This window comes from Streptomyces sp. NPDC051211 (genome assembly GCF_040689505.1).
In the GTDB taxonomy this organism is placed as follows: Bacteria; Actinomycetota; Actinomycetes; order Streptomycetales; family Streptomycetaceae; genus Streptomyces.
This window is the reverse complement of record NZ_JBFBAV010000001.1, coordinates 171,339-191,191: the sequence shown is the minus strand read 5'-3', so window position 1 is coordinate 191,191 and position 19,853 is coordinate 171,339. Positions and strand designations below refer to the sequence as shown.

The window sequence follows — 19,853 nt, the reverse complement described above, 5'->3', positions numbered from 1 at the left end:
ATGGGCCCCGTTGTCATGACACCCGTTCGTGTTCGCCGGCTCCGGCGGACTCCTCCACCACGTTCGCGAGCCGCCTGAGCATGTCGCGGTGGCGCAGCTGGATGAGTGCGTCGAGCGCAGCGTTGTGCAGGGCGCCGCCGATCCCGCGGAGCGGGTGCTCGTCCACGATGACCAGGGATTCCTCGCCCCAGGGGCGGATCTCGATCGCCACCCGGGCCGTCCCGACGGGACCACCGTCGACTTCCAGCTCGAGTTCGTCGGGGGCGTTCACCCGCCGGACGACGGTGGCGCCGGAAGCCGTCCACGGCCCGATCCGGACGGTGTACTCGAGGGCGGAGCCGAGCTCGGGCCACAGGCCGCGGGCGACGCGCGAATCGCTGGTGCCGACCACCCAGTCGGAGTAGCGCGAGCCGTCGGCGAGCACGGCCCACACCTGGCGCGGTGCGGCGTGGATCAGTTGGTGTCGTACGGCCATGGTTCCTCCCCAGGGCGCAGGGATGGGTTCTGGTCCGGAAGTTCCGGAGGTCCCGGAAGTTCCGTCGTACCGCTTTGGGGGGCAGCGGCAGCGGCAGCGCCGCCGGGCCCCAGGAGGCCGGTGGGCGGCAGGGGGCCGTCCCGGCGGGCGGCGAGCACCTGCCGGGAGCGGTGCGCGACGACCGACGGCAGGCAGGCACGCGCCGCTTGTGCGCCGCGCAGCCAGGGCGGGGCGTAGATGTGTGCCGACCGGTGTTCGATGCCGCGGACCATGGAGCGGACGAAGGGGGCCGTGTCGTGGACGGCGGAGGCGGGCCAGGGCAGGTGGGCCCGCAGCTCGCGGAAGACCGCGGTCCTGTCGCCTTCGCGGATCATGCCGGTGTCGGCCCAGCTCAGGTAGGCGATGCCGACTCCTACGCCCCGGTGTGCGACCTCGGCGCGCAGCGCGTGCGCGAAGGCTTCCGCGCCGGCCTTCGAGGCGCAGTAGGCCGTGAGGAGCGGCGCGGGTGCCAGGGCCGCCAGGGAGCACACCTGGAGGTAGTAGCCGCGGGTGCGCAGCAGACCGGGCAGGAAGCAGCGCGCCGTCAGGGCGCTGCCGACGAGGTTGATGTCGATCACCCGCCGCCAGGTCCGGAGGTCGCACTCCAGCAGCGGGCCTCCGAGAGCCACACCGGCATTGGCGACGACCACGGAGGGCTCGCCCAGGGTGTGCCGCACGGCTTCGGCGGCCGCCGCGAGCGCGTCCGCGTCGGTCACGTCGGCGTGCCAGTGGGCCGCCGGGCCGGGCAGCTCCGCGGCCAGCCGGGCCAGCCGTTCCCCTTCGAGGCCGACCAGCGCGAGCCGGGCGCCGCGCCGGGACATCGCGTAGGCCAAGCCCTCGCCGAGGCCGCGCGCGGAACCGGTGACCACGGCGACCCGGCCCTGCAGGGGTCCGGAGTCGTCCGTGCGGTACCGCCGGACGCGGGTTCTCATGGCGGGGCGTCTGCCCGTCCGGCCGACTCCTACACACGCGGCACCGCGCCGCACCGGCCACCGGGGCTCACCGGCGCCCCGACGGACCGGGCCCCCTGGCCGGGCGGCGTTGAACGACCGATGTCGCGGATGGCGGCACGAAGGCCAGGGCCGGCTCCGCCGTCCGTCGGTCAGCGGGCGGCACCGCTGAGATCCGCCGGCGGCAGGGTGGCCATCGCCCAGCGGATGGCGGCGGTCATCGCATGCCCGGAGGGCCGTACGCAGGCCTTCTCCAGCGGCGCCGGCAGCCAGGGCAGGCCGAGCTCCGCGCGGGCCCATCGCGGCAGCATGCTCACGGCGTTCGCGGCGAGGAGGGCGTACGGGGCGCGGGCGGCCGGCGGCAGGGGCGGGTGGAGCAGGATGAAGCGGGCGGCGTCCCGCGCCTCGGGGGTGCCGCGCAGCTCCGGCCGGTAGGCGGCCAGCCGCCCTTGCAGAGCGGCCCGGTCGAGCGGGGGATCCGGCACACCGAGCGCGGCGGCCACCCGGGCGGTGTCGGCGATGTACGCGTCACAGCCGGGTCCGTCGAGCGGGTGCGCGCCGTACCGCTGGTGGGCGCGCAGGAAGCTGTCGATCTCGGCGATGTGGACCCAGGCCAGCAGGTGGGGGTCCGCGGCGTGGTACGGCTCGCCGGTGGCGGTGGTTCCGCGCACCCCGTCGTGGACGGCCCGCACCCGGTCGACGGCCTGCTGTGCGTGCTCGGCCGTTCCGTACGTCGTGACCGCGAGGAAGGTGCTGGTGCGCTGGAGCCGCCCCCAGGGGTCGCCGCGGTACCCGGAGTGCCCGGACACCGCGGCCATGGCCAGCGGGTGCAGGGACTGGAGCAGCAGCGCCCGCAGTCCGCCGATGAACATCGAGGCGTCGCCGTGGACGACCCGCACCGGCCGGTCCGGCCCGAACCAGCGCGGGCCGGGCGTGCCGTGGATGCGCGCACGGTTCGCCGGTCCCGCGGGCCCGGCGACGCGGGAGAACAGTTCACGGCCGAGCTGTTCGCGCAGCCCGGCCAGCACAGGTGCGGCCACTGCCATCCACCCATTGTGGTCTTCCGGTCCGGTGCCTGTCAGCAGGTGGCCGCACTTGGGGCCGGGACCGCGGCCGAGACCGGTGTGCCGCCGACCGCGTTCCCCAGGCCCGTCAGGCCGCGGTGCTCAGGCCCGGGCGCAGTGCCGCCGGGCTGCCGTCGGAGAGGCAGCGCACCTGGACGGAGGTACGGCGGCTGCGGAGCAGGAAGCCCGAACCGATCGCGGCGGCGGTGACCAGGCCGCCGATGACCAGGGCGCCCCGTACACCGGCCGTTTCCATGAGCAGCCCGAGCAGCGGCGGCGCGGCCAGGCTCCACAGCGTGCGCACGCTGCTCCACACGCCCAGGACCCGGCCCCGCAGGTGCGCCGGCGGATCCGTCTGCAGCACGGTGGTCCCGGCGGTGTCGGAGACGGACTCCGCGACCGCCATCGGCAGGACGAGCACCAGCAGTACGGCGAGGGAGGGGGACAGCCCCGCCGTCACCTGGAGGAGGCCTCCGGCCGCAGCCAGTACGCCGACCATCCGCACGGTGGGCTTGCGCAGCCGGGCGCCGAGCACCGCACCGATGATGCCGCCGGCCGCCAGGACGGTGGAGACCGTGCCGAAGGCGGCGGCGTCGCCCGCGAGGGGGCCGGTGACCAGCACGGCCAGGGTGAGCCCGTAGTTCCGCCCGAAGAGGGCGCTGATCCCGCTGATGGCGGCGAGCGCGACCAGGCGGGGGCGGCTCAGGAAGAAGGTGAGTCCCTGGCGTGCGGTCATCTCGGCCCCCGCTGCGTCGGGCGCCTCCGCCGCGCTCTTCTTCAGGGGGTCGGCAGCCGGCGGCGTGGCATCCGCTCCGGCCCGCGCTGCGCCCCACGCCTCCCCGGCAGGCTTGAGGAACGGGATCACCGCGGCGACGAAGAGGAAGGAGAGGCCGTTGCCCGCGTAGGCGGCCGCCGTACCGAGGAAGGCGACGGTGATGCCGCCGAGGGCGGCGCCCGCGAGCCGGCCCGCGTTGTGGACCAGCGAGCCCACACCGATGGCGGAGGGCACGTCCTCGGGACGGACCAGGTCGTTGCCCAGCAGTGCGCAGGCGGGGCCGTCGACCGTGGCGATCAGGCCCGTTACGGCGGCCAGCACCATCAGCACACCGAGGTTGAGCTGGCCGAGCGCCACCAGGACGGCGGTGACGAAGGCGACGGCTCCCAGCAGGGCCTGGCTCACGGCAGCGGTCAGCTTCAGCGGCCACCGGTCCACCGCGGCGCCGCCGACGAGCCCCATCAGCAGGCCGGGGGCGGCCTGGACGGAGATGGACAGCCCCGTCGCGGCGGCGGAGCCGGTGATCTGCAGCACCAGCAGGTTCTGCACCGTGAGCTGCATCCACGTCCCCGCGTTGGAGACGAAGTGGGCCACGGACCACCAGCGCATGCTGCGGTAGCGCAGGGAGCGCCAGGGCGAGCGGTCGGGGGTCACGGATGGCGGCGTGGTGGCAGGGGAGGGCGGCGAGGAAGACACAGTGGGGTACCTGAAGGAGCGCAGGGCTCGGCTCGGCTGTTCGGCGAGGGCAGGAAACGGGGGGACGGGATGTCCGGCGTGCTCCGGCGTGCCCACCGCGGTGGCGGTGGGGGTGGCTGGGGGAGCTCGGCTCGGAGGGATCTCTCCGTCCCGCCGAACCATCGTGGCAGACGCCGATTCGCGGCGGCGGCCCGGACCCGTCCGATGCAGGGGTCACGGAGCCCAAATCACCCGCCGCGTCGGGGCATTGGGGGCCCGCGTGGGCTTGCTCACAGGAACCGCGGCCCGCCCGCGCAGTGACCGCGGTCACCGGAAGCGGGCGAGCGTTCTCCTCATCCGTCGTCGAAGCCTCGGAGCTCCGCGTCGCCGCCCCGGTGGTGGTCGTCAGCCCGTACGGCGCGGGCGCAGGCTGCCGCCCGGGACCGTCGCTCCGCGGACGGATCATGCCGCATAGGGCCGCCGTATCCGGGCAGGCGCGGAGCGGCAGGCGCAGGATGCACCCTGGTCACGCCGCCGCCCGGTGCGCGGGCCCCCGAGCCGGCCTGCCTTGCAGGGAAGAGAGGTCATCCCATGGCAACGCATCGTCCCGCAGCCGTCGCCCCGCGTACCCCGCTCCAGCAGGCCGCGCTCCTGGTGGGTGCGGTGTTCCTGCTCGTGGGCGTGCTGGGCTTCATCCCCGGCATCACCAGCGACTACGACTCCATGACCTTCGCCGGGCACCACTCCGACGCGCAGCTGTTCGGAGTGTTCCAGGTCTCGGTGCTGCACAACATCGTCCACCTGCTGTTCGGCGTCGCCGGTCTGGTGCTGTCGCAGAGCTGGCAGGGCTCCCGCGGCTTCCTGATCGGCGGCGGAGTGGTCTACCTCGCGCTGTGGCTGTTCGGCCTGCTCATCGACCGCGACAGCGCCGCCAACTTCGTACCGGTCAACGAGGCGGACAACTGGCTCCACCTCGCCCTCGGCCTCGGCATGATCGCCCTCGGCGCCCTGCTCGGCCGCCGCGCGCGCCGCCGCGTCCCCTAAGGGCCTCGGCGGGGCCGTCCGCCGATGCGTTGTCGGCGGTGGTCACCGGTGGGCGAGCGGGCATCGATTTCCTGGGCCCGTGCCCCGTCCCGGGGCTGCCGGCCGGGCGGTTGCTGAGGCTCGGCGCGGCCGTGGGCAGCGGGCCTTCGCCCTCCGCCTCAGTCGCTGGCGCGGTGCCAGGGGATCTCGGCCCACACCTGCTTGCCGCCGCTGAGCGGCACCGAGCCCCAGGCCATCGTCGTCGCCTCGACGATGAGCAGCCCGCGACCGCCGGTCGACTCCCAGCTCACCGACACCGGTTTGACGGGGCTGCGCGGCGACGCGTCGTTCACGGCGATCCGCAGCCGGTCCGTCGACAGGATCAGATCCATCCCCACCTCGCCCTGCGTGTGCGCGATGGCGTTGGTGACCAGCTCCGACACGACGAGCAGCGCCGCGTCGAGTTCCTCCACCACCCCCCAGGACCGCAGGGTGCGCGCGGTGAAGCGGCGGGCGTGCATGACCGCCTTGGGCAGCCGCCACACCGTCCAGTGGCTCCTCATCGGCCGGCCCCCTGTGCCGTCGTAGCGCAGCAACAGCAGCGCCACATCGTCGTCGCGACGGCCGACACCGACGACCAACTCGTCGGCCACCCCTCCGGCATCGACCGGGTCGGCCGCAGCGAGCACATCGCACACCCGCCGCATGCCCTCCTCCAGGGGCAGCCTGGCGGACTCGACCAGGCCGTCCGTCAGCAGGACGAGCAGGGTTCCGGGAAGCAATCCCACCTCGGTCATGGGGAATTCGGCTTCCGCGAGCACGCCCAGTGGAGGCCCGCCCTCCACCGCCATCTCCTCGGTGACGCCGTCGGGGTGGCGCAGGATCGGCGGCAGATGGCCGGCCCGTACGGCCCTGGCGATGCCCTCCTCCATGTCCAGGTCCACATACCCGCAGGTGGCGAACAGATCGGTCTCCATGCCGACGAGCAGACGGTTGGCCCGCGCGACCACCACATCGGGCGGGTGGCCCTCGACCGCGTAGGCTCTGACCGCCGTACGCATCTGGCCCATGATGGTGGCGGCTCCCGCGCTGTGCCCCTGTACGTCCCCGATGACGAACGCCACATGACCGTCACTGAGTGGAATGACGTCATACCAGTCGCCGCCGACCTCGAGTCCCGCCGTCGCGGGCAGGTACCGGGCGACGGCGACCCCGCCCGGCAGCTCCGGAAGCTTGCGGGGCAGCAGACTGCGCTGGAGCATGGTGGCGAGTTCGTGGCCCGCGTCCAGTGCGTGGGCGCGCACCAGAGCCTGCCCCACCAGCCCCGCTGTCGCGGTCAGCAGCGACCGCTCCTCCGGTCCGAACCGGTGCTCCCCGTCCCACCCCACCAGACACACTCCGACCATCCTGCCTTCGGCGGGCAGCGGCAGCACCGCGAGACCACCGGGCCCGACACCCAGAAGTCCGGGCTCGAGAGCCGCACCCGGCGGCCACAGACTCATATGCCCCCCACGCAGCGCGCTGTGCAGGGTGGGCAGGTCGCTGAGCGACGCGTCGGGCCACTCGGACCGCCATTCCGAGCGCCAGACCTCGGGCCAGGCATCCGGCTCCGGAGGGTCGAGGGCGGTGACTACGAGCCGCTCGGACTCCAGTTCGCCGACCGCGACCCGGGAGGCGCCGAGCGGCTCGCGCAGGGCGGCGACGACCAGCCGGCTGACCTCTCGGATGGTCGCCGCTCCCGCCAGCGTGGCCGACAGCCGCTGCACGAGGGAGACCTCGTCGGCGCTGGGGCGCAGATAGGTGGCATCGGCCACCACACCCAGGACGCGCTGCGGTGTGCCATCGGGGTCGACCTCCACACGGCAACGCAGCCCCAGCCAGCGCAGCTCGCCGTTCGGGCGGCGGATACGGAACGCCAGCTGCTGTCCGGCGGCGGCCAACCGGTCCGGTTCCACGATCGCCATCAGTGCCGGCATGTCGTCGGGGACGGCGCAGGCGAGCAGGGTCTCCACCTGCCCGTCGAACTGCTCGGGAGTCAGCCCGAGCAGTTCCAGCACATGCGCGTGGGCCTCCATGCGGCCGGTACTCAGCTGCAGGATGAACGCGCCGCCTTGGTGAGGCACCAGGGACTGACCCAGATGTGCCTGCGGGGCTCTGCGCCCGGCGAAGCGAACGGCGACCGATTCGAGTCCGGCGGCCACCTGATCGGCGTAAAGCTCCAGAAGGCTGCGGTCGTCGGCGCTGAATCCGTCCCCGACCTCGCCGGCGACGATCAGGCACCCGAGCTCCTGGTCGCCGTGGCCCAGTGGCAGCGCGCCCAGCGAGATCCTGGCCGGCGAGTTGGGGTCAGCGCCCCGAACCCGGGTGGGGAAGTGGTGGGGATCGTCCTCGACGAACGTGGCGAGTTCCTTGGGGGTCAGCCACAGCGGGCGGCCGGAGCGGAAGGCATTGGCGGCGGGCGAATGACTGGCCACGGCGAGGATCGCGGGCAGTCCGTAAAGGACGCCGCGGTTTCCGGTCAACTCGGCCAGATGCAGTTCCCTGTCCTGGTCGGCGACCACATAGACAGCGGCGAGCTCAGCCCCGCAGAACGTAAAGCGATGCCTGGTCACTGTCTGTATCGCCTCTCCGAGGACGTCCCGCAGGCCGACCGCCTCTCTCCATGCTGTCGCGCCCGGGACCGTTCGGGCGAGTCGGAACGCCGGCCGAAAGGGCCGGCCCCGACTACGTTGCGTGAACCCTGCGGTGACGGAGCGGGGGCGGCCTGCGGGGGTGTACCCGTTCCCGGCACCCCGGACCTCGCGGCCGTTATTTCACCGAGCCCGCCATCACGCCTTGGACGAAATGCCGTTGGAAGGCGAAGAAGACGATCAGCGGGACCACCAGGGACAGGAACGCCCCCGGCGCGAGGACGCCGATGTTGCTTCCGAACTGCCGCATCTGGGACTGCAGGGCGACCGTGAGGGGCTGGGACTCGCTGTCCGCGAAGAGCAGCGCCACGAGCATGTCGTTCCATACCCACAGGAACTGGAAGATGGCCAGGCTCGCGATGGCCGGGCGGCCGAGCGGCAGCACGAGCCGGGAGAAGATCCGCCACTCGCTGCCGCCGTCCATCCGGGCGGCTTCCAGCATTTCGCGCGGTATCTCGGCGAAGTAGTTGCGCAGCAGGAAGATCGCGAACGGCAGCCCGTAGGCGACGTGGAAGAGGACGACGCCCGGAATCGTGCCGAACAGGCCCACCGCGCCGAAGAGTTTGGCCACGGGCAGCAGCCCGATCTGCACGGGCACGACCAGCAGTCCGACGACCACCAGGAAGATGCCGTCGCGGCCGGGGAAGTCCAGCCACGCGAAGGCGTATCCGGCGAGTGCCGCGATGCCGACCACCAGGACGGTGGTGGGCACCGAGATCATCACGGTGTTCCCGAAGGCCGCGGCGATGCCGGAGTCCTCCAGCAGGGCGCTGTAGTTGTCCAGGGACAGCTGGGAGGGGTCGGTGAGCGCGGTCCACCAGCCCTCGGAGGCGTTGTCCCGCTCGGAACGCATCGAGGACAGGAACAGGCCCGCCAGTGGGGTGATCCACACGAGGGCGACCAGGATCAGCAGGCCCTGGACGACCGAGCTGCTCAGCAGGCGCGACAGCCGGCTCCTGCGGCGCGGTCCGGGAGGAGACGGGGCGGGGCCGGGCCGGATCGCCCCCGCCGGCCGCGGCGGCCGGCGCTCGATGGTGCTCTGGCTGCTCATGCTGCGCTCCTTCGGAAACGCCGGATGTTGAAGATCATCGCGGGGACGACCAGCAGGAGGAGCACCACGCTGAGGGCGCTGCCCAGCCCCTGGTCGTTGCCGCCGCCGAAGGACACCAGCCACATGCGGGTGGCCAGCACGTTCGCCTCTTCCTGGACGGGTCCGGGCGCGATGATGTAGACGAGGTCGAAGACCTTCATCACGTTGATCACCAGGGTGACGAAGACGACGGTGAGCACCGGCGCGAGCAGCGGCACTGTGATCTTGCGGAAGATCTGGCTCTCGGTGGCACCGTCCATCCGCGCGGCCTCCAGGGCGTCGCGCGGGATGGCCGCGAGCCCGGCGCCGATCAGGACCATCGCGAAGCCGGTCCACACCCACAGGTAGGCGCCGATGATGGCAGGCGTCACCAGCGCCGGGCCGAGCCAGTTCACGCCCTGGTAGGGGGCCGCGAAGTTGGCCGCGGGCAGCCGGAGGGTGTACTCGCCGTCGGCCAGTCCGGTGAAGCGGAACGACCCGTCGGCGGAGGCGGTGGTGGTCGCGGCCACCCGGCCGTCCCGTACGGCCTCGACCGTCATGCCGGGCAGGCCCTTCTCGCCCGGGTCGACCTTGCCCGGCGTGCCGGCGCCGCCGGGGGCGAAGTCGAGGTAGACGACGCCCCCGATTCCGTCGCCGCCGGGCGTCGCCGAGGCCGCGGCCTTCGCGTCGGCGGGCATCGCGTCGGGTGCCACGCCGACGAGGCCGAGGCTGACCGAGCTGCCGGGACGTACGGCTTCCCCGGTGCTGTACGGGCCGCCCGCGCTGCCCGTCAGGCCCTGGTCCTCGCGGGCACGGGCCGTCGGATAGGCGGCAGCGTCTTCGAAGGTGTCGTGGACGCCGACGACGACCGCGTTGAGCACGCCCCGGCCGGGGTCCTGTTCGTAGGCGAGCCGGAAGATGATGCCCGCGGCGACGAACGACACGGCCATCGGCAGGAAGAGCACCAGCTTGAACGCGGTCGCCCAGCGCACCTTCTCGGTGAGCACGGCGAGCATCAGGCCGAGCCCGGTCAGCAGGGTGGGGGCGACGACGACCCAGATGGTGCTGTTGCGGATCGCTTTGAGGGTGGCCGGGTCCTGGATGATCGCCGTGTAGTTGGCGGCTCCGACGAAGCGGTCGCCACTGGCGTCGAAGAGGCTGCGGCCGAAGGAGAAGACGACCGGGTAGACGACCAGTGCGCCGAGCAGCAGCAGGGCGGGCAGTACGAAGGCGACCGCGAGGCGGCGTTTCCTTCTCTGGGCCCGGCGCCGCGGGTTCGTCGCGTCGCGGGCGGTCGGGGTGTCGGGCATGGGGGCCGCCTCAGTTCCCGTAGGCCTTGGCGGCCTCGGCCTCGAGCTTCGCGGCCGTGCCCTTCGGGTCCGACGGGTCGCGCAGGAAGTCCTGGAGGAGCTTCCACTCGCCCGCGCCCTTGGTGCCGCCGAACGCGGCCGGGGCCTGGTCCGACATGTCGAAGCGGACCGAGTCGCCCGCCGCGATGAGCGACTCGGCGGTGCTGCGGGTGGTGTCGTCGCCGTACGCGAGGGGGTCGACCTTGGAGTTCGGGGACAGGAAGCCGCCCGCGCCGGCCCAGACCTCGGCCGCCTCGGCGCCGGCCAGGAACTCGAGCAGCTTCATGCCGGCCTTGCCGTTCTTGCCCTGCTTGAGGACGACCGCCGCGTCACCGCCGCTGACGACCGGCGCCTTGCCGCCGTCGACGGCGGGGAACGGGAAGAACTTGGCGTCCTTGCCGGGCTGCTTGCCGAACTGGTCCTTGGCGACACCGCCGACGAAGTCGCCCTCGTAGACCATGCCTGCCTTGGGTTCGGGGCCGAAGACCTGCTCGACCGAGGAGGGGAAGTCGGTCTGCAGCGCCGTCTGGGCGCCGCCGGCGACGAGCTGCTTGTCCTTGAACAGTTCGCCGAGGGTGGTCAGCGCCTTGACGACACTGTCGTCGGTCCACTTGAGCTCGTGCTGGGCGAGCCGGTCGTACTTCTCCGGCCCGGCCTGGGAGAGGTAGATGTTCTCGAACCAGTCGGTGAGGGTCCAGCCGTCCTCGCCGGCCACGGCGAAGGCGGGGCGGCCGGAGTCGGCGAGGGTGCGGCCGGCCTTCAGCAGGTCGGCGTAGCTCTTCGGCTCGCTGACGCCGGCCTGGGTGAAGGCCTCGGGGGCGTACCAGACGGTGGACTTGTGGGCGGCCTTGAAGTACAGGCCGTAGTACGTGCCGTCGACGGTGCCGTAGTTCTTCCACACCGGGGCGAGGGTGGAGCCGGCCGTCTCGGCGGCCTGGTCGGACAGGGGCTGGAGCCAGCCCTCCTTCGCGAACTGCCGGAGCACGCCGACCTGGGGGACCATCACCACGTCGGGCGCGTTGCCGCCTTCGATCTTGCTTCCGACGAAGGTGGAGACGTTGTCGCCGGAGGGGACGAAGACCGTTTTGGCACCGGTCTTCGCGGTGAAGGCGTCGAGGACCTTCTTGAAGTTCTTCTGCTCACTGCCGGTCCAGACGCCGGCGACGGTCACGGTCTGGCCGCTGAGTTCACCGCCGCTCGCGGGTCCGGTGGTGCCGCCGCAGGCGGTGGCGCCGAGGGCGAGGACGAGGGCCGCCGATGCGGTGGCCGCGGCGCGTCGGGTCGTCTTGCTGGGTCGTCGCATGATGGGGTCCTTTACGGGGTCGGGGCAGGGGTGCTGGGGGCGGCGGATTCCTGCGGGTTCACGGGGCCGGGCACTCTCCCGTCCACCAGGCGGCGGTCGCCGCGGGGAGCACACCGTCGGGGCAGGGCCCGCTGGCGAGGAGCGGGGTACCGGGGACCGGGGCGGGCACCGGTTCCGTCCCGAAGTTGACCGCGCAGACCAGGCCGTCCCCGCGGGCGATGGCCAGCACCTGCGGGGGCGCGTCCAGCCAGCGCAGGGTGCCGTCGCCGAGCTGAGGCAGGCTGCGCCGCAGCTGGAGGCCGTCGCGGTAGAGGTGCCAGAAGGAACGGGTGTCGGCCAGCGCGCGGTCGGTGGCGTGCTCGGCGAACCATTCGGGCTGCGGCAGCCACGGCTTGACGCCGGCCGCGGCCTGGCTGAAGCCGAACGGGGAGGCGTGCCCCGACCAGGGCAGGGGCACGCGGCAGCCGTCCCGGACGTGCTTGCGGCTGCCGGTGCGGTGGAAGATCGGGTCGGTGAGCACCTCGTCGGGCAGGTCGAGGACCTCGGGAAGGCCGAGCTCCTCGCCCTGGTAGACGTAGGCCGCGCCGGGAAGAGCGAGCATCAGCAGGGCGGCGGCGCGGGCGCGGGCGGCTCCGAGCCCGCTGCCCTCCACCCCCGGCTCGCCCGCGTAGCGGGTCACCGTGCGGACCTGGTCGTGGTTGTTGAGGACCCAGGTGACGGTGGAGCCGGTGCCGGCGATGTCGCGCATCGCCTCGGTGATCGTCGAGCGGAAGGCGTCGGCGTCCCAGGGCGCGCTGAGCAGGTCGAAGAAGAACGCCTGGTGCAGTTCGTCGGGGCGGACGTACTCGGCGTGTTCGCGCGCGGTCGGTACGGACACCTCGCCGACCAGCAGCCGCTCGTGACCGTCCCGGGCGGCGTACTCCTCGCACACCGAGCGCCAGCGGCGCCACACGTCGTGGACCTCGGGCTGGTTCCAGGCCAGCTGGTTGACGGAGTCGCGGGCCCGCTCGTCGGCGCCGGGGTCGTCCGAGTCGGGCAGCTCGGGGTGCTTGAACAGTCCGGCGGCGACGTCGATGCGGAAACCGTCGACACCGCGGTCCAGCCAGAAGCGCAGGACCTGCTCGAAGTCGTCGGCGACGGCCGGGTTGCGCCAGTTCAGGTCGGGCTGCTCGGGCGTGAAGAGGTGCAGGTACCACTCTCCGGGGGTGCCGTCGGGCTCGGTGGTGCGGCTCCAGGCGGGACCGCCGAACATGGCGCGCCAGTTGTTGGGCGGCTCCGCTCCGTCCGGGCCGCGGCCGGGCGCGAAGTGGAAACGGGCGCGCGGCGCACTGCCCGGCCCGGCGGCGAGCGCGGCGCGGAACCACGGGTGCTCGCTCGAGCAGTGGTTGGGGACGATGTCGAGCAGCAGCTTGAGCCCCAGCCGGCGGGCGTCGGCCACCAGCCGGTCGAACTCGGCGAGGGAGCCGTAGACGGGGTCGACGCCGCAGTAGTCGGCGACGTCGTAGCCGTGGTCGTGCTGCGGCGACGGGTAGAAGGGGCTGAGCCAGATGCCGTCGACACCGAGCTTCCTGAGGTAGGGAAGCCCGGCCCGTACGCCGGCCAGGTCGCCGATGCCGTCCCCGGTGCTGTCGAGGAAGCTGCGGACGTAGACCTGGTAGATCACCGCGTCGCGCCACCAGGGGTCACGTGGGGTGGCGCTGCGGGAGGGAAGGCCGATGTCGGCCGGAAGGGTGCTGAGCATCTCGCGTCGACCTGTTTCTGCTGAATGCGAGAGCGCCCCGATCAGGTGCGCTGTTATGCATGCATGTTAAGTAGGAGCGACGGGAGGGTGTCAACGATGCGTCCAGAAACAGCCGAAAGCTGGGGTGGTTTGCACCGAAGCGTCCGCATGCATGACGAAGGGCTTCTACCTAACATGTAAGTAGAAGCCCTGGGGAGGTGGAGCCGGTGGAGGAGGTGGAGGAGTGCGCTCAGCCCTTGCGGGAGATGGTCCCGAGCTCGCGTGCGAGCCGCGCCACTGCCTGCTCGGGCGTCTGGCGCAGCGCCGTCAGGTCCTGTGCCACGGCCTGCACGGCGATGCTCACCTGGTCGTAGCGCGGACTCTTGGGGCGCGGCACCGCCGACAGCACGCTCTGGCGGAGCGTGGGCAGGTACGGGTACGCGCGGATCAGCTCGGGGTCCTCGTACAGCGCGGCACGCACCGGCGGCAGCGAGCCCTCGGTGAGGACCCGGCGCTGGACCCGTTCACTGGTGAGGTAGGAGATCAGATCGGCCGCCGACGCCGGATGCCGCGCATGGCTGCTGACGGCGAGGTTGGAGCCGCCCAGTACGCTGCTTCCGGGTCCGTCGGGTCCGGGCAGCGGCACGACACCGAAGCGGCCCGCGACCTTCGACCCTTCCGCACTCGCGTCCGTGTACGCGTAGGGCCAGTTCCGCAGGAAGAGCAGCCGGCCGTCCTGGAACGCCTGCCGGGACTCCTCTTCCTTGTAGCCGAGGGCGTCGCGGGAGATCCAGCCGTCCCGCACACCGTCCGCGAGGAACCGCAGTCCGGCGCGCGCGGCGTCGGAGTCCACCGCCACCCGCGCGCCGTCGTCACGCAGGATCGAACCGCCCGCCGAGTGCACGGCCTCGGTGATGTTGACGGTGAGCCCTTCGTACGGCAGGAACTGGCCGGCGTAGCCGTCCACTCCGTGCTCGGGGGCGATCGTGCGGGCCTGGCGGACCAGTTCGGCCCAGGTGCGCGGCGGCTTCTCGCCTTCCTGGTCCAGGATGTCCTTGCGGTAGTAGAGCAGTCCCGCGTTGGTGACGTACGGAACCGCGTACAGCCGGCCGTCGAAGGTCGCGGTGTCGACGACCGGCCGCAGGAAGGCGTCCAGGGGGAAGCGGTCACGCTCGAGCGGGGAGATCCATCCGGCCGCGGCGAACTCGGACGTCCAGGCCACGTCGATGTTGAGTACGTCGAACCGGTTGCCGCCCGATCGCAGTTCGCTGATCATCTGGGCCCGGGTCTCGTCGGCCGAGTCGGGCAGTTCGACGAGCGTGACGCGCTCGTCGGGACGGCTGTCGTTCCAGTCGTCGAGCAGCGGGGAGAGGTAGTCGGTCAGATCGCCCGCCGTCACCAGCGTCATGGGGCCGCGCGCCCCGCCGCGGGCCCCGGGTGCCGCGTCCGTGTCGGCTCCGACGCCGAAACCGGCGTACCCCGCCATCACCACCGCCGCGACCAGGAGGGCTCTACCCGCGGCACGCATCCACCGCATAGGTTCCTCCCAGTGCACGATCCGGCTGCGCCGCCGAACATTGCGGCCTATATATACCCGTTAGGCATGGGCGATACTAGACGTCCAGGCAGACAAGACGAGTGGCGATGCCCACTCGCCCCTGCCCGGTGAACGGTTGACTACGGAGCGGGAAGGAGGGGGGAGCGAGTGCGGCTGCCGCTCCTGGCACTCCTCACCCGTGGCCCTGCCCATGGTTACGAGCTGAAGCAGGACCTTGAGAAGCTCCTGGGCGCCGCGTACCCTCAGCCCAACGTCGGCCAGATCTACGTCACGCTCGGTCGGCTGGAGAAGACCGGTCTGATCGAAGGCGAGGACGTCGAGCAGTCCGGCCGCCCCAACAAACGCACGTACCGGCTGACGGACGCCGGGCGCGAGGCCGTGCTGGCCTGGTTCGAGGACACTGCCGAGGAGCCCCGGGTACGGGACGAGTTCTTCATGAAGCTCGCTCTCGCGCCGCAGTCGGGGATGGCCGACCCGGTCGCGCTGATCAACAAGCAGCGGCGGCAGTACCTCAACACGATGCGGGACCTGTCGAAGCTGGCCGCGACCGAAGACCGCGGCAACAAGATCTCCCAACTGCTGATCGAGGGGGCCATGCTGCACCTGCAGGCCGACCTCGACTGGCTGGAACGCTGTCAGGAGGAGCTGGAATGAGCGACGCCGCCACCGACGCTCCTGCCGTGCCCATCGTCCGCGCCGAGGGCCTGACCAAGACCCACCACGGTGAGGGCGCGCCGGTGCACGCCGTGCGCGGGGTCGACCTGACCGTCCAGCCGGGCGAGTTCGTCGCGGTCACCGGACCCTCGGGAGCCGGAAAGTCCACGCTGCTGCACCTGATCGGCGGTCTCCAGCGGCCCGACGACGGGAAGCTGTGGCTCGGCGGAGAGCGGGTCGACGAGTACCGCGAGGCCCGCTGGGCGGTCCTCCGGCGCCGCAGCATCGGCGTCGTCTTCCAGTTCTTCAACCTGGTCTCCAACCTCACCGTCGCCGACAACGTCGAACTGCCCGCCCTGCTCGCCGGCTCCTCCCCCAAGGCCGCTCGCACATCCCGCGCCGAGCTGCTCGCCGAACTCGGCCTGGAAGGCCGCGAGCGTGCGATGCCCGGTGAGCTGTCGGGAGGCGAGCAACAGCGGGTCGCCCTCGCCCGGGCGCTGGTCAACCACCCCGCTCTGCTGCTCGCCGACGAGCCGGCCGGCAGCCTCGACAGCAAGGGCACCCGCGAGGTGCTGCGGCTGCTCTCCCGGTTCCACCAGCGCGGCCAGACGATCATGATGGTCACCCACGACGCCCGGATGGCCAGTGCCGCCGACCGCGTCATCAGCTTCTTCGACGGGCGCATCGCCGACGACGCGCAGCTCGGAGAAGGGCGCCGCGAGCCGGCCGGCGGCGTGTCGCGCGTACTCGGCCTCAAGGGCTGACCGTGCGGGCCACCCTGCGCTGGGCGCACGCCGACTTCCGCGCACACCGCGGCGAAGCCCTCTTCGTCGTGCTGGCCAGCGCCGGGATCATCGCCTCGCTCCTGCTGGCCGGTGCGCTGTTCAGCTACGCGGCGAACCCCTGGCAGCGGATCTTCAACCAGTCCCAGGGCGCGCATATCTGGCTGCACACCCGCGCCGGGGCCGACATGGACGCCCTGTCCGGCGTGGACGGCGTCGCCGCCCTCTCCGGGCCCTTTCGCACGGCGGCGACGACCGTCGAGTCGGGCGGCGCGCGGGCCGCGGTGACGCTGCGCGCAACCGCGGTGGCGCCCCCGGAGACCGGGCGTCCGCTCGTCACCGCGGGCAGCTGGCCGGCCCCGCCGGACGGCGACGGGCGGGCCGGCAGCGTCATGCTGGAGAGTTCGGTCGCACGAGCCCTGTGGGCCGAGCCGGGCGACACGGTACGGGTCACCGGGCCGGACGGCGCCCCGCGCGAACTGCGGGTGAGCGGGACGGCCGAGGCGGCCGAGCCCCGCTACCGGCCGGGCGGCGCCCCGGGCATCGGCTGGGTGCTTCCCGGCACGCTCGACGAGATCGCCGACGGAGACACCGGGCAGAGCGTCGGGCTGCGCCTGGAGGATCCGGGCGACACCGATTTCATCGTCCAGCGCGCCGTGACCCTCCTGGGCGCCGACCGGGTGGCCCAGGTCACCAAATGGCAGCAGGCACGGGCCGAGGCAGGCGGTGACGACCGGCTCCTCGGGCAGGTGTTCGCCGTCTTCGGGCTCGGCGCGCTGCTCGCAGCGGCGCTCGCCGCATCGGGAGCCATCGCCGCCCGGGTCCGCGGCCAGCTGAGGGACATCGCCGTCCTCAAGGCCATCGGCTTCACCCCCGGCCAGGTGGCCCGCGGCTTCCTCGTGCAGCACCTGGCCTTCGCGCTCCTCGGCGTGGCTCTCGGCACGGCGGCGATCGCCCTGCTGGGCGCCCGGATACCGGGGCGGATCGGGGACGCGGCGGCGATGTGGCAGGACCTGCCCGGCCACGCCGCGCTGATGATCGGCATTCCCTGCGGCGCGGTGCTGCTGATCGCGGCCGCCACCGGACTGTCGGCCTGGCGGGCCGGACGTGTGCCACCGGTTCCGGTGGCCCGGGCTGCGCTGCCGTCCGCCGCGCCGATGACCGCGCTCGGCAGGCGGGCCCTCGGCATGCGGGTGCCCCCAGCCCTGGTCCTGGGATGGCGTGCCGCGTTCCCGCGACGCCTTCGGACGCTGGTACCGGTGGCCCGGCTCGCCTTGCCGCTGGCGCTCATCACGGTCGCGCTCGTCGCCTTGTCGACGCTGGACCAGTTCCGCAGCCGGCCCGCGCTGATGGGACTGCCCGCGGCACTGACCGTGCGTGCCGAGCAGTCCGCCGGGCCGTCGGACGGGGAGCTGGAGAAGACCCTCGCGACGGTCCCGGGCATCGCCGCGGTCCATCCGGGCGCGGAAATGGCGGCGCTCGTCCCGGGGCAGACCGGCACCATCACGCTCCGGGGGCTGGGCACGGCAAGGCACCCGTATCCTTCCGCGGTGGTGGAAGGGCGGGTGGCGGCCGGCCCGGACGAGGCTGTGGCCGGGCAGGGGCTGCTGGATCTCCTCGGGGTGCAGGTCGGCGACTGGGTACGGATGACCGTCGAGGGACGGCCGCAGATCCTGCACCTCGTCGGCCGCACCATAGAACCCGAATCCGGCGGCCGGGTGATCACCACGACCATCGACGCGCTGCGGGAGCGCGATCCGCGGCTGCGGCCCGACTTCCATGCCCTGGTGCTGCGCGAGGGCGCGGACCCTCGGGCGGTGAGCGGCACTATCGCCGCGGCGGCGGACGGCAGGCTGGAGATCCGGGAGACGCCCAATCCGGCCGACCGGCTGCAACCGGCACGCGCAGTGATCGCCGCCCTGGTCGCGGTGCTGGCACTGATCGGGCTGACCGAGCTGCTGACGCTGATCAGCACGGGCGTACGCGACCGGGGACGGGACCTGCTCGCATTGAAGGCGATCGGGCTGACGCCCCGGCAGATCGGGGCGATGATCGTGACGGCCGCCGGACTGACCGCGCTCGTGTCCGCCGTGGTGGGTACGACGGTGGGTGCGCTGTCCGGCAGCTGGCTGGTGGACGCGCAGGGCGCGTCGAGCGGAATCGGCGCGGGGATAGCCCAACTGCCGTCGCTGCCGGTGCTGTCGGCGGTGGTCGTCGTGGCGGTGCTGGGTGCGGTGACGGCGGCAGCGCTGCCGGCGACACGGGCGGCGCGGCGGCGGCTGGCGGACTCGTTGAGCGAGACGCTCTGACCCCTTGAGCGGGCTGGGCGAATTCTCCGGTTGGAAATGATGCAGAGTCACGCATCCTGCACTCTGGGCTATTTGGCTATTTGACGGCGCGTCCAATAAAGAGTCGCGCAGCGTCAAGTTTGCGTAAAGTCAACGCATCGTCAGTCCCGTCGACATGGCCTGGACCAGCGACGGCCGTTCGAGCAACTCGACTGCCAGTCAAGGATATTGACGATTCGTCAGTTCACTGCTCTCGATGGTTGAATTGGTGACCTCTTCGCGCGTAGAGCAACCGCGTTCGAATCACCCGATTCCCTCTGGCAGGATTCCCGGCACCCAATCCACTCGAGGAAAGCGGTGCGGTTATGCCTGGTCACAGAAGAGTGATAAACCGGCGAGTCAACGCGCTCTCCACGGGTGACTCCACGGCCGCCTGAGCCCCGCGCCGAGGCGCCACGGGCCGCGGCTGACCCTGCCTCAAGTGCAGTCGGTGCACCCCACCTGACGTCCCGTCGAGCCCGGATCGTCGGGCCGGGCCGCCAGTTCCCCCTTTCCCGAATGAAGGAGCATGATGCACAAACGTCGTACCTCCCGCCGCAAGAAGGCGCTGGTGGCCGTGATCACGGCAGCGCTCTCCGGCGGCCTGCTGTTCGGCTTCGGCGCCCTCGCCCAGGCCGACGTGGTCAGCGGCACGGTCATCGGCGGGCAGGGCAACCACCACACGATCAACCACCGGGCCAAGCCCTCCCTCTCGGCCCAGATCATCGGCTCCTCGAAGGTCGGCGCCAGGATCCGGATGTCCTGCCGGACCACCGGGGACACCGTGGAGAACAACCCGCGGTGGATCTACACCGGCTCGTACTACATCGCCGACGCGTTCATCCGGGAGAACACCACCGGCCTGCCGGTCTGCGGCTCGAACCCGAACCCGAAGCCCACCCGGCCCGTCCCCCCGACGTCGAAGACGCTCGGGATCGACATGCAGAAGCAGGTCAGGACCCAGTGGTGCTGGGACGCCTCGGGCGTGACCATCGCCAAGTACTGGGGGCGCAACGTCAGTCAGGAACGGTTCTGCCAACTCGCCGCCCAGGGAACCTGGGTGAACTGCAACAACCAGCCCGCGACGCTGGAGGACATGGCCAACGGGCTGGCCAGACTGGGGCTGGGCAACAGTGGCCGCAGCTTGTACCGCAACGCCTCGTTCGGCGAGTCGACCGCCGAGATAGCCGCAGGCCGGCCGTTCGCGGTCCGGTTCGGCTGGCACAGCGGCGGCGGCCACATGAACGTCATCTACGGCTACGACAGCGCCAGCAACATGATCGCGGTCGGTGACCCGTGGCAGACCACCCAGACCTACACCTGGTGGAACTACAACACCTACGCGAACAACAACTCGTTCCAGTGGACCCACTCCCGCATCGGCATCCAGGGCTGAGGAG

General features: G+C 72.1%; 15 protein-coding genes. 5 read left to right on the top strand and 10 right to left on the bottom strand.

Annotated elements, in window-relative coordinates; all coding sequences use genetic code 11:
• Positions 1-13: 13 nt before the first annotated feature.
• From AB0447_RS00940 to AB0447_RS00925, 4 genes are all read right to left on the bottom strand, one after another.
• Complete coding sequence (locus AB0447_RS00940) at positions 14-475, bottom strand: SRPBCC family protein (RefSeq protein WP_366474254.1); 462 nt, start codon at positions 473-475, stop codon at positions 14-16.
• Entirely contained in the window at positions 454-1,446 is a 993-nt protein-coding gene (locus tag AB0447_RS00935) for a short-chain dehydrogenase/reductase (protein WP_366474253.1), read from the bottom strand. The genes AB0447_RS00940 and AB0447_RS00935 overlap by 22 nt, the downstream gene beginning before the upstream one ends.
• A 170-nt stretch (positions 1,447-1,616) precedes the next feature.
• Positions 1,617-2,510 (bottom strand): oxygenase MpaB family protein, encoded by an 894-nt coding sequence (locus AB0447_RS00930; RefSeq protein ID WP_366474252.1) that lies wholly within the window; start codon positions 2,508-2,510, stop codon positions 1,617-1,619.
• Between the two features lie 106 nt (positions 2,511-2,616).
• Positions 2,617-3,957, bottom strand: a complete 1,341-nt coding sequence (locus AB0447_RS00925) for an MFS transporter (RefSeq protein ID WP_366474251.1) — start codon at positions 3,955-3,957, stop codon at positions 2,617-2,619.
• Positions 3,958-4,569: 612 nt separating this feature from the next.
• Here AB0447_RS00925 and AB0447_RS00920 point away from each other — a divergent pair.
• A complete protein-coding gene (locus AB0447_RS00920; protein ID WP_366474250.1) occupies positions 4,570-5,022 on the top strand; it encodes a DUF4383 domain-containing protein in 453 nt (150 codons plus the stop codon).
• 158 nt (positions 5,023-5,180) lie between these two features.
• Here AB0447_RS00920 and AB0447_RS00915 read toward each other — a convergent pair whose 3' ends face one another.
• The 6 genes from AB0447_RS00915 to AB0447_RS00890 form a co-directional block, all read right to left on the bottom strand.
• Entirely contained in the window at positions 5,181-7,613 is a 2,433-nt protein-coding gene (locus tag AB0447_RS00915; protein WP_366474249.1) for a SpoIIE family protein phosphatase, read from the bottom strand.
• Between the two features lie 196 nt (positions 7,614-7,809).
• Positions 7,810-8,742 carry a carbohydrate ABC transporter permease gene (locus tag AB0447_RS00910; protein WP_366474248.1) on the bottom strand — a complete coding sequence of 311 codons (933 nt, stop codon included), beginning with the start codon at positions 8,740-8,742 and terminating at the stop codon, positions 7,810-7,812.
• Entirely contained in the window at positions 8,739-10,070 is a 1,332-nt protein-coding gene (locus tag AB0447_RS00905; RefSeq protein ID WP_366474247.1) for an ABC transporter permease subunit, read from the bottom strand. The genes AB0447_RS00910 and AB0447_RS00905 overlap by 4 nt, the downstream gene beginning before the upstream one ends.
• A 10-nt stretch (positions 10,071-10,080) precedes the next feature.
• Entirely contained in the window at positions 10,081-11,412 is a 1,332-nt protein-coding gene (locus AB0447_RS00900; protein WP_366474245.1) for an ABC transporter substrate-binding protein, read from the bottom strand.
• Between the two features lie 58 nt (positions 11,413-11,470).
• A complete protein-coding gene (locus AB0447_RS00895) occupies positions 11,471-13,153 on the bottom strand; it encodes a glycoside hydrolase family 13 protein (RefSeq protein WP_366474244.1) in 1,683 nt (560 codons plus the stop codon).
• A 229-nt stretch (positions 13,154-13,382) separates the two neighbouring features.
• Complete coding sequence (locus AB0447_RS00890; RefSeq protein ID WP_366474243.1) at positions 13,383-14,669, bottom strand: ABC transporter substrate-binding protein; 1,287 nt, start codon at positions 14,667-14,669, stop codon at positions 13,383-13,385.
• A 168-nt stretch (positions 14,670-14,837) separates the two neighbouring features.
• On the opposite strand from AB0447_RS00890, the gene AB0447_RS00885 reads away from it, so the two are divergent.
• From AB0447_RS00885 to AB0447_RS00870, 4 genes are all read left to right on the top strand, one after another.
• Positions 14,838-15,344 carry a PadR family transcriptional regulator gene (locus tag AB0447_RS00885; protein WP_366474242.1) on the top strand — a complete coding sequence of 169 codons (507 nt, stop codon included), beginning with the start codon at positions 14,838-14,840 and terminating at the stop codon, positions 15,342-15,344.
• The gene (locus AB0447_RS00880; protein WP_366474241.1) at positions 15,341-16,108 is read left to right on the top strand and encodes an ABC transporter ATP-binding protein; all 768 of its coding nucleotides are present in this window, start codon (positions 15,341-15,343) and stop codon (positions 16,106-16,108) included. The genes AB0447_RS00885 and AB0447_RS00880 overlap by 4 nt, the downstream gene beginning before the upstream one ends.
• Positions 16,109-16,110: 2 nt before the next feature.
• Complete coding sequence (locus AB0447_RS00875; protein ID WP_366474240.1) at positions 16,111-18,435, top strand: FtsX-like permease family protein; 2,325 nt, start codon at positions 16,111-16,113, stop codon at positions 18,433-18,435.
• 547 nt (positions 18,436-18,982) lie between these two features.
• Positions 18,983-19,849 (top strand): papain-like cysteine protease family protein, encoded by an 867-nt coding sequence (locus AB0447_RS00870; protein WP_366474239.1) that lies wholly within the window; start codon positions 18,983-18,985, stop codon positions 19,847-19,849.
• Positions 19,850-19,853 lie beyond the last annotated feature (4 nt).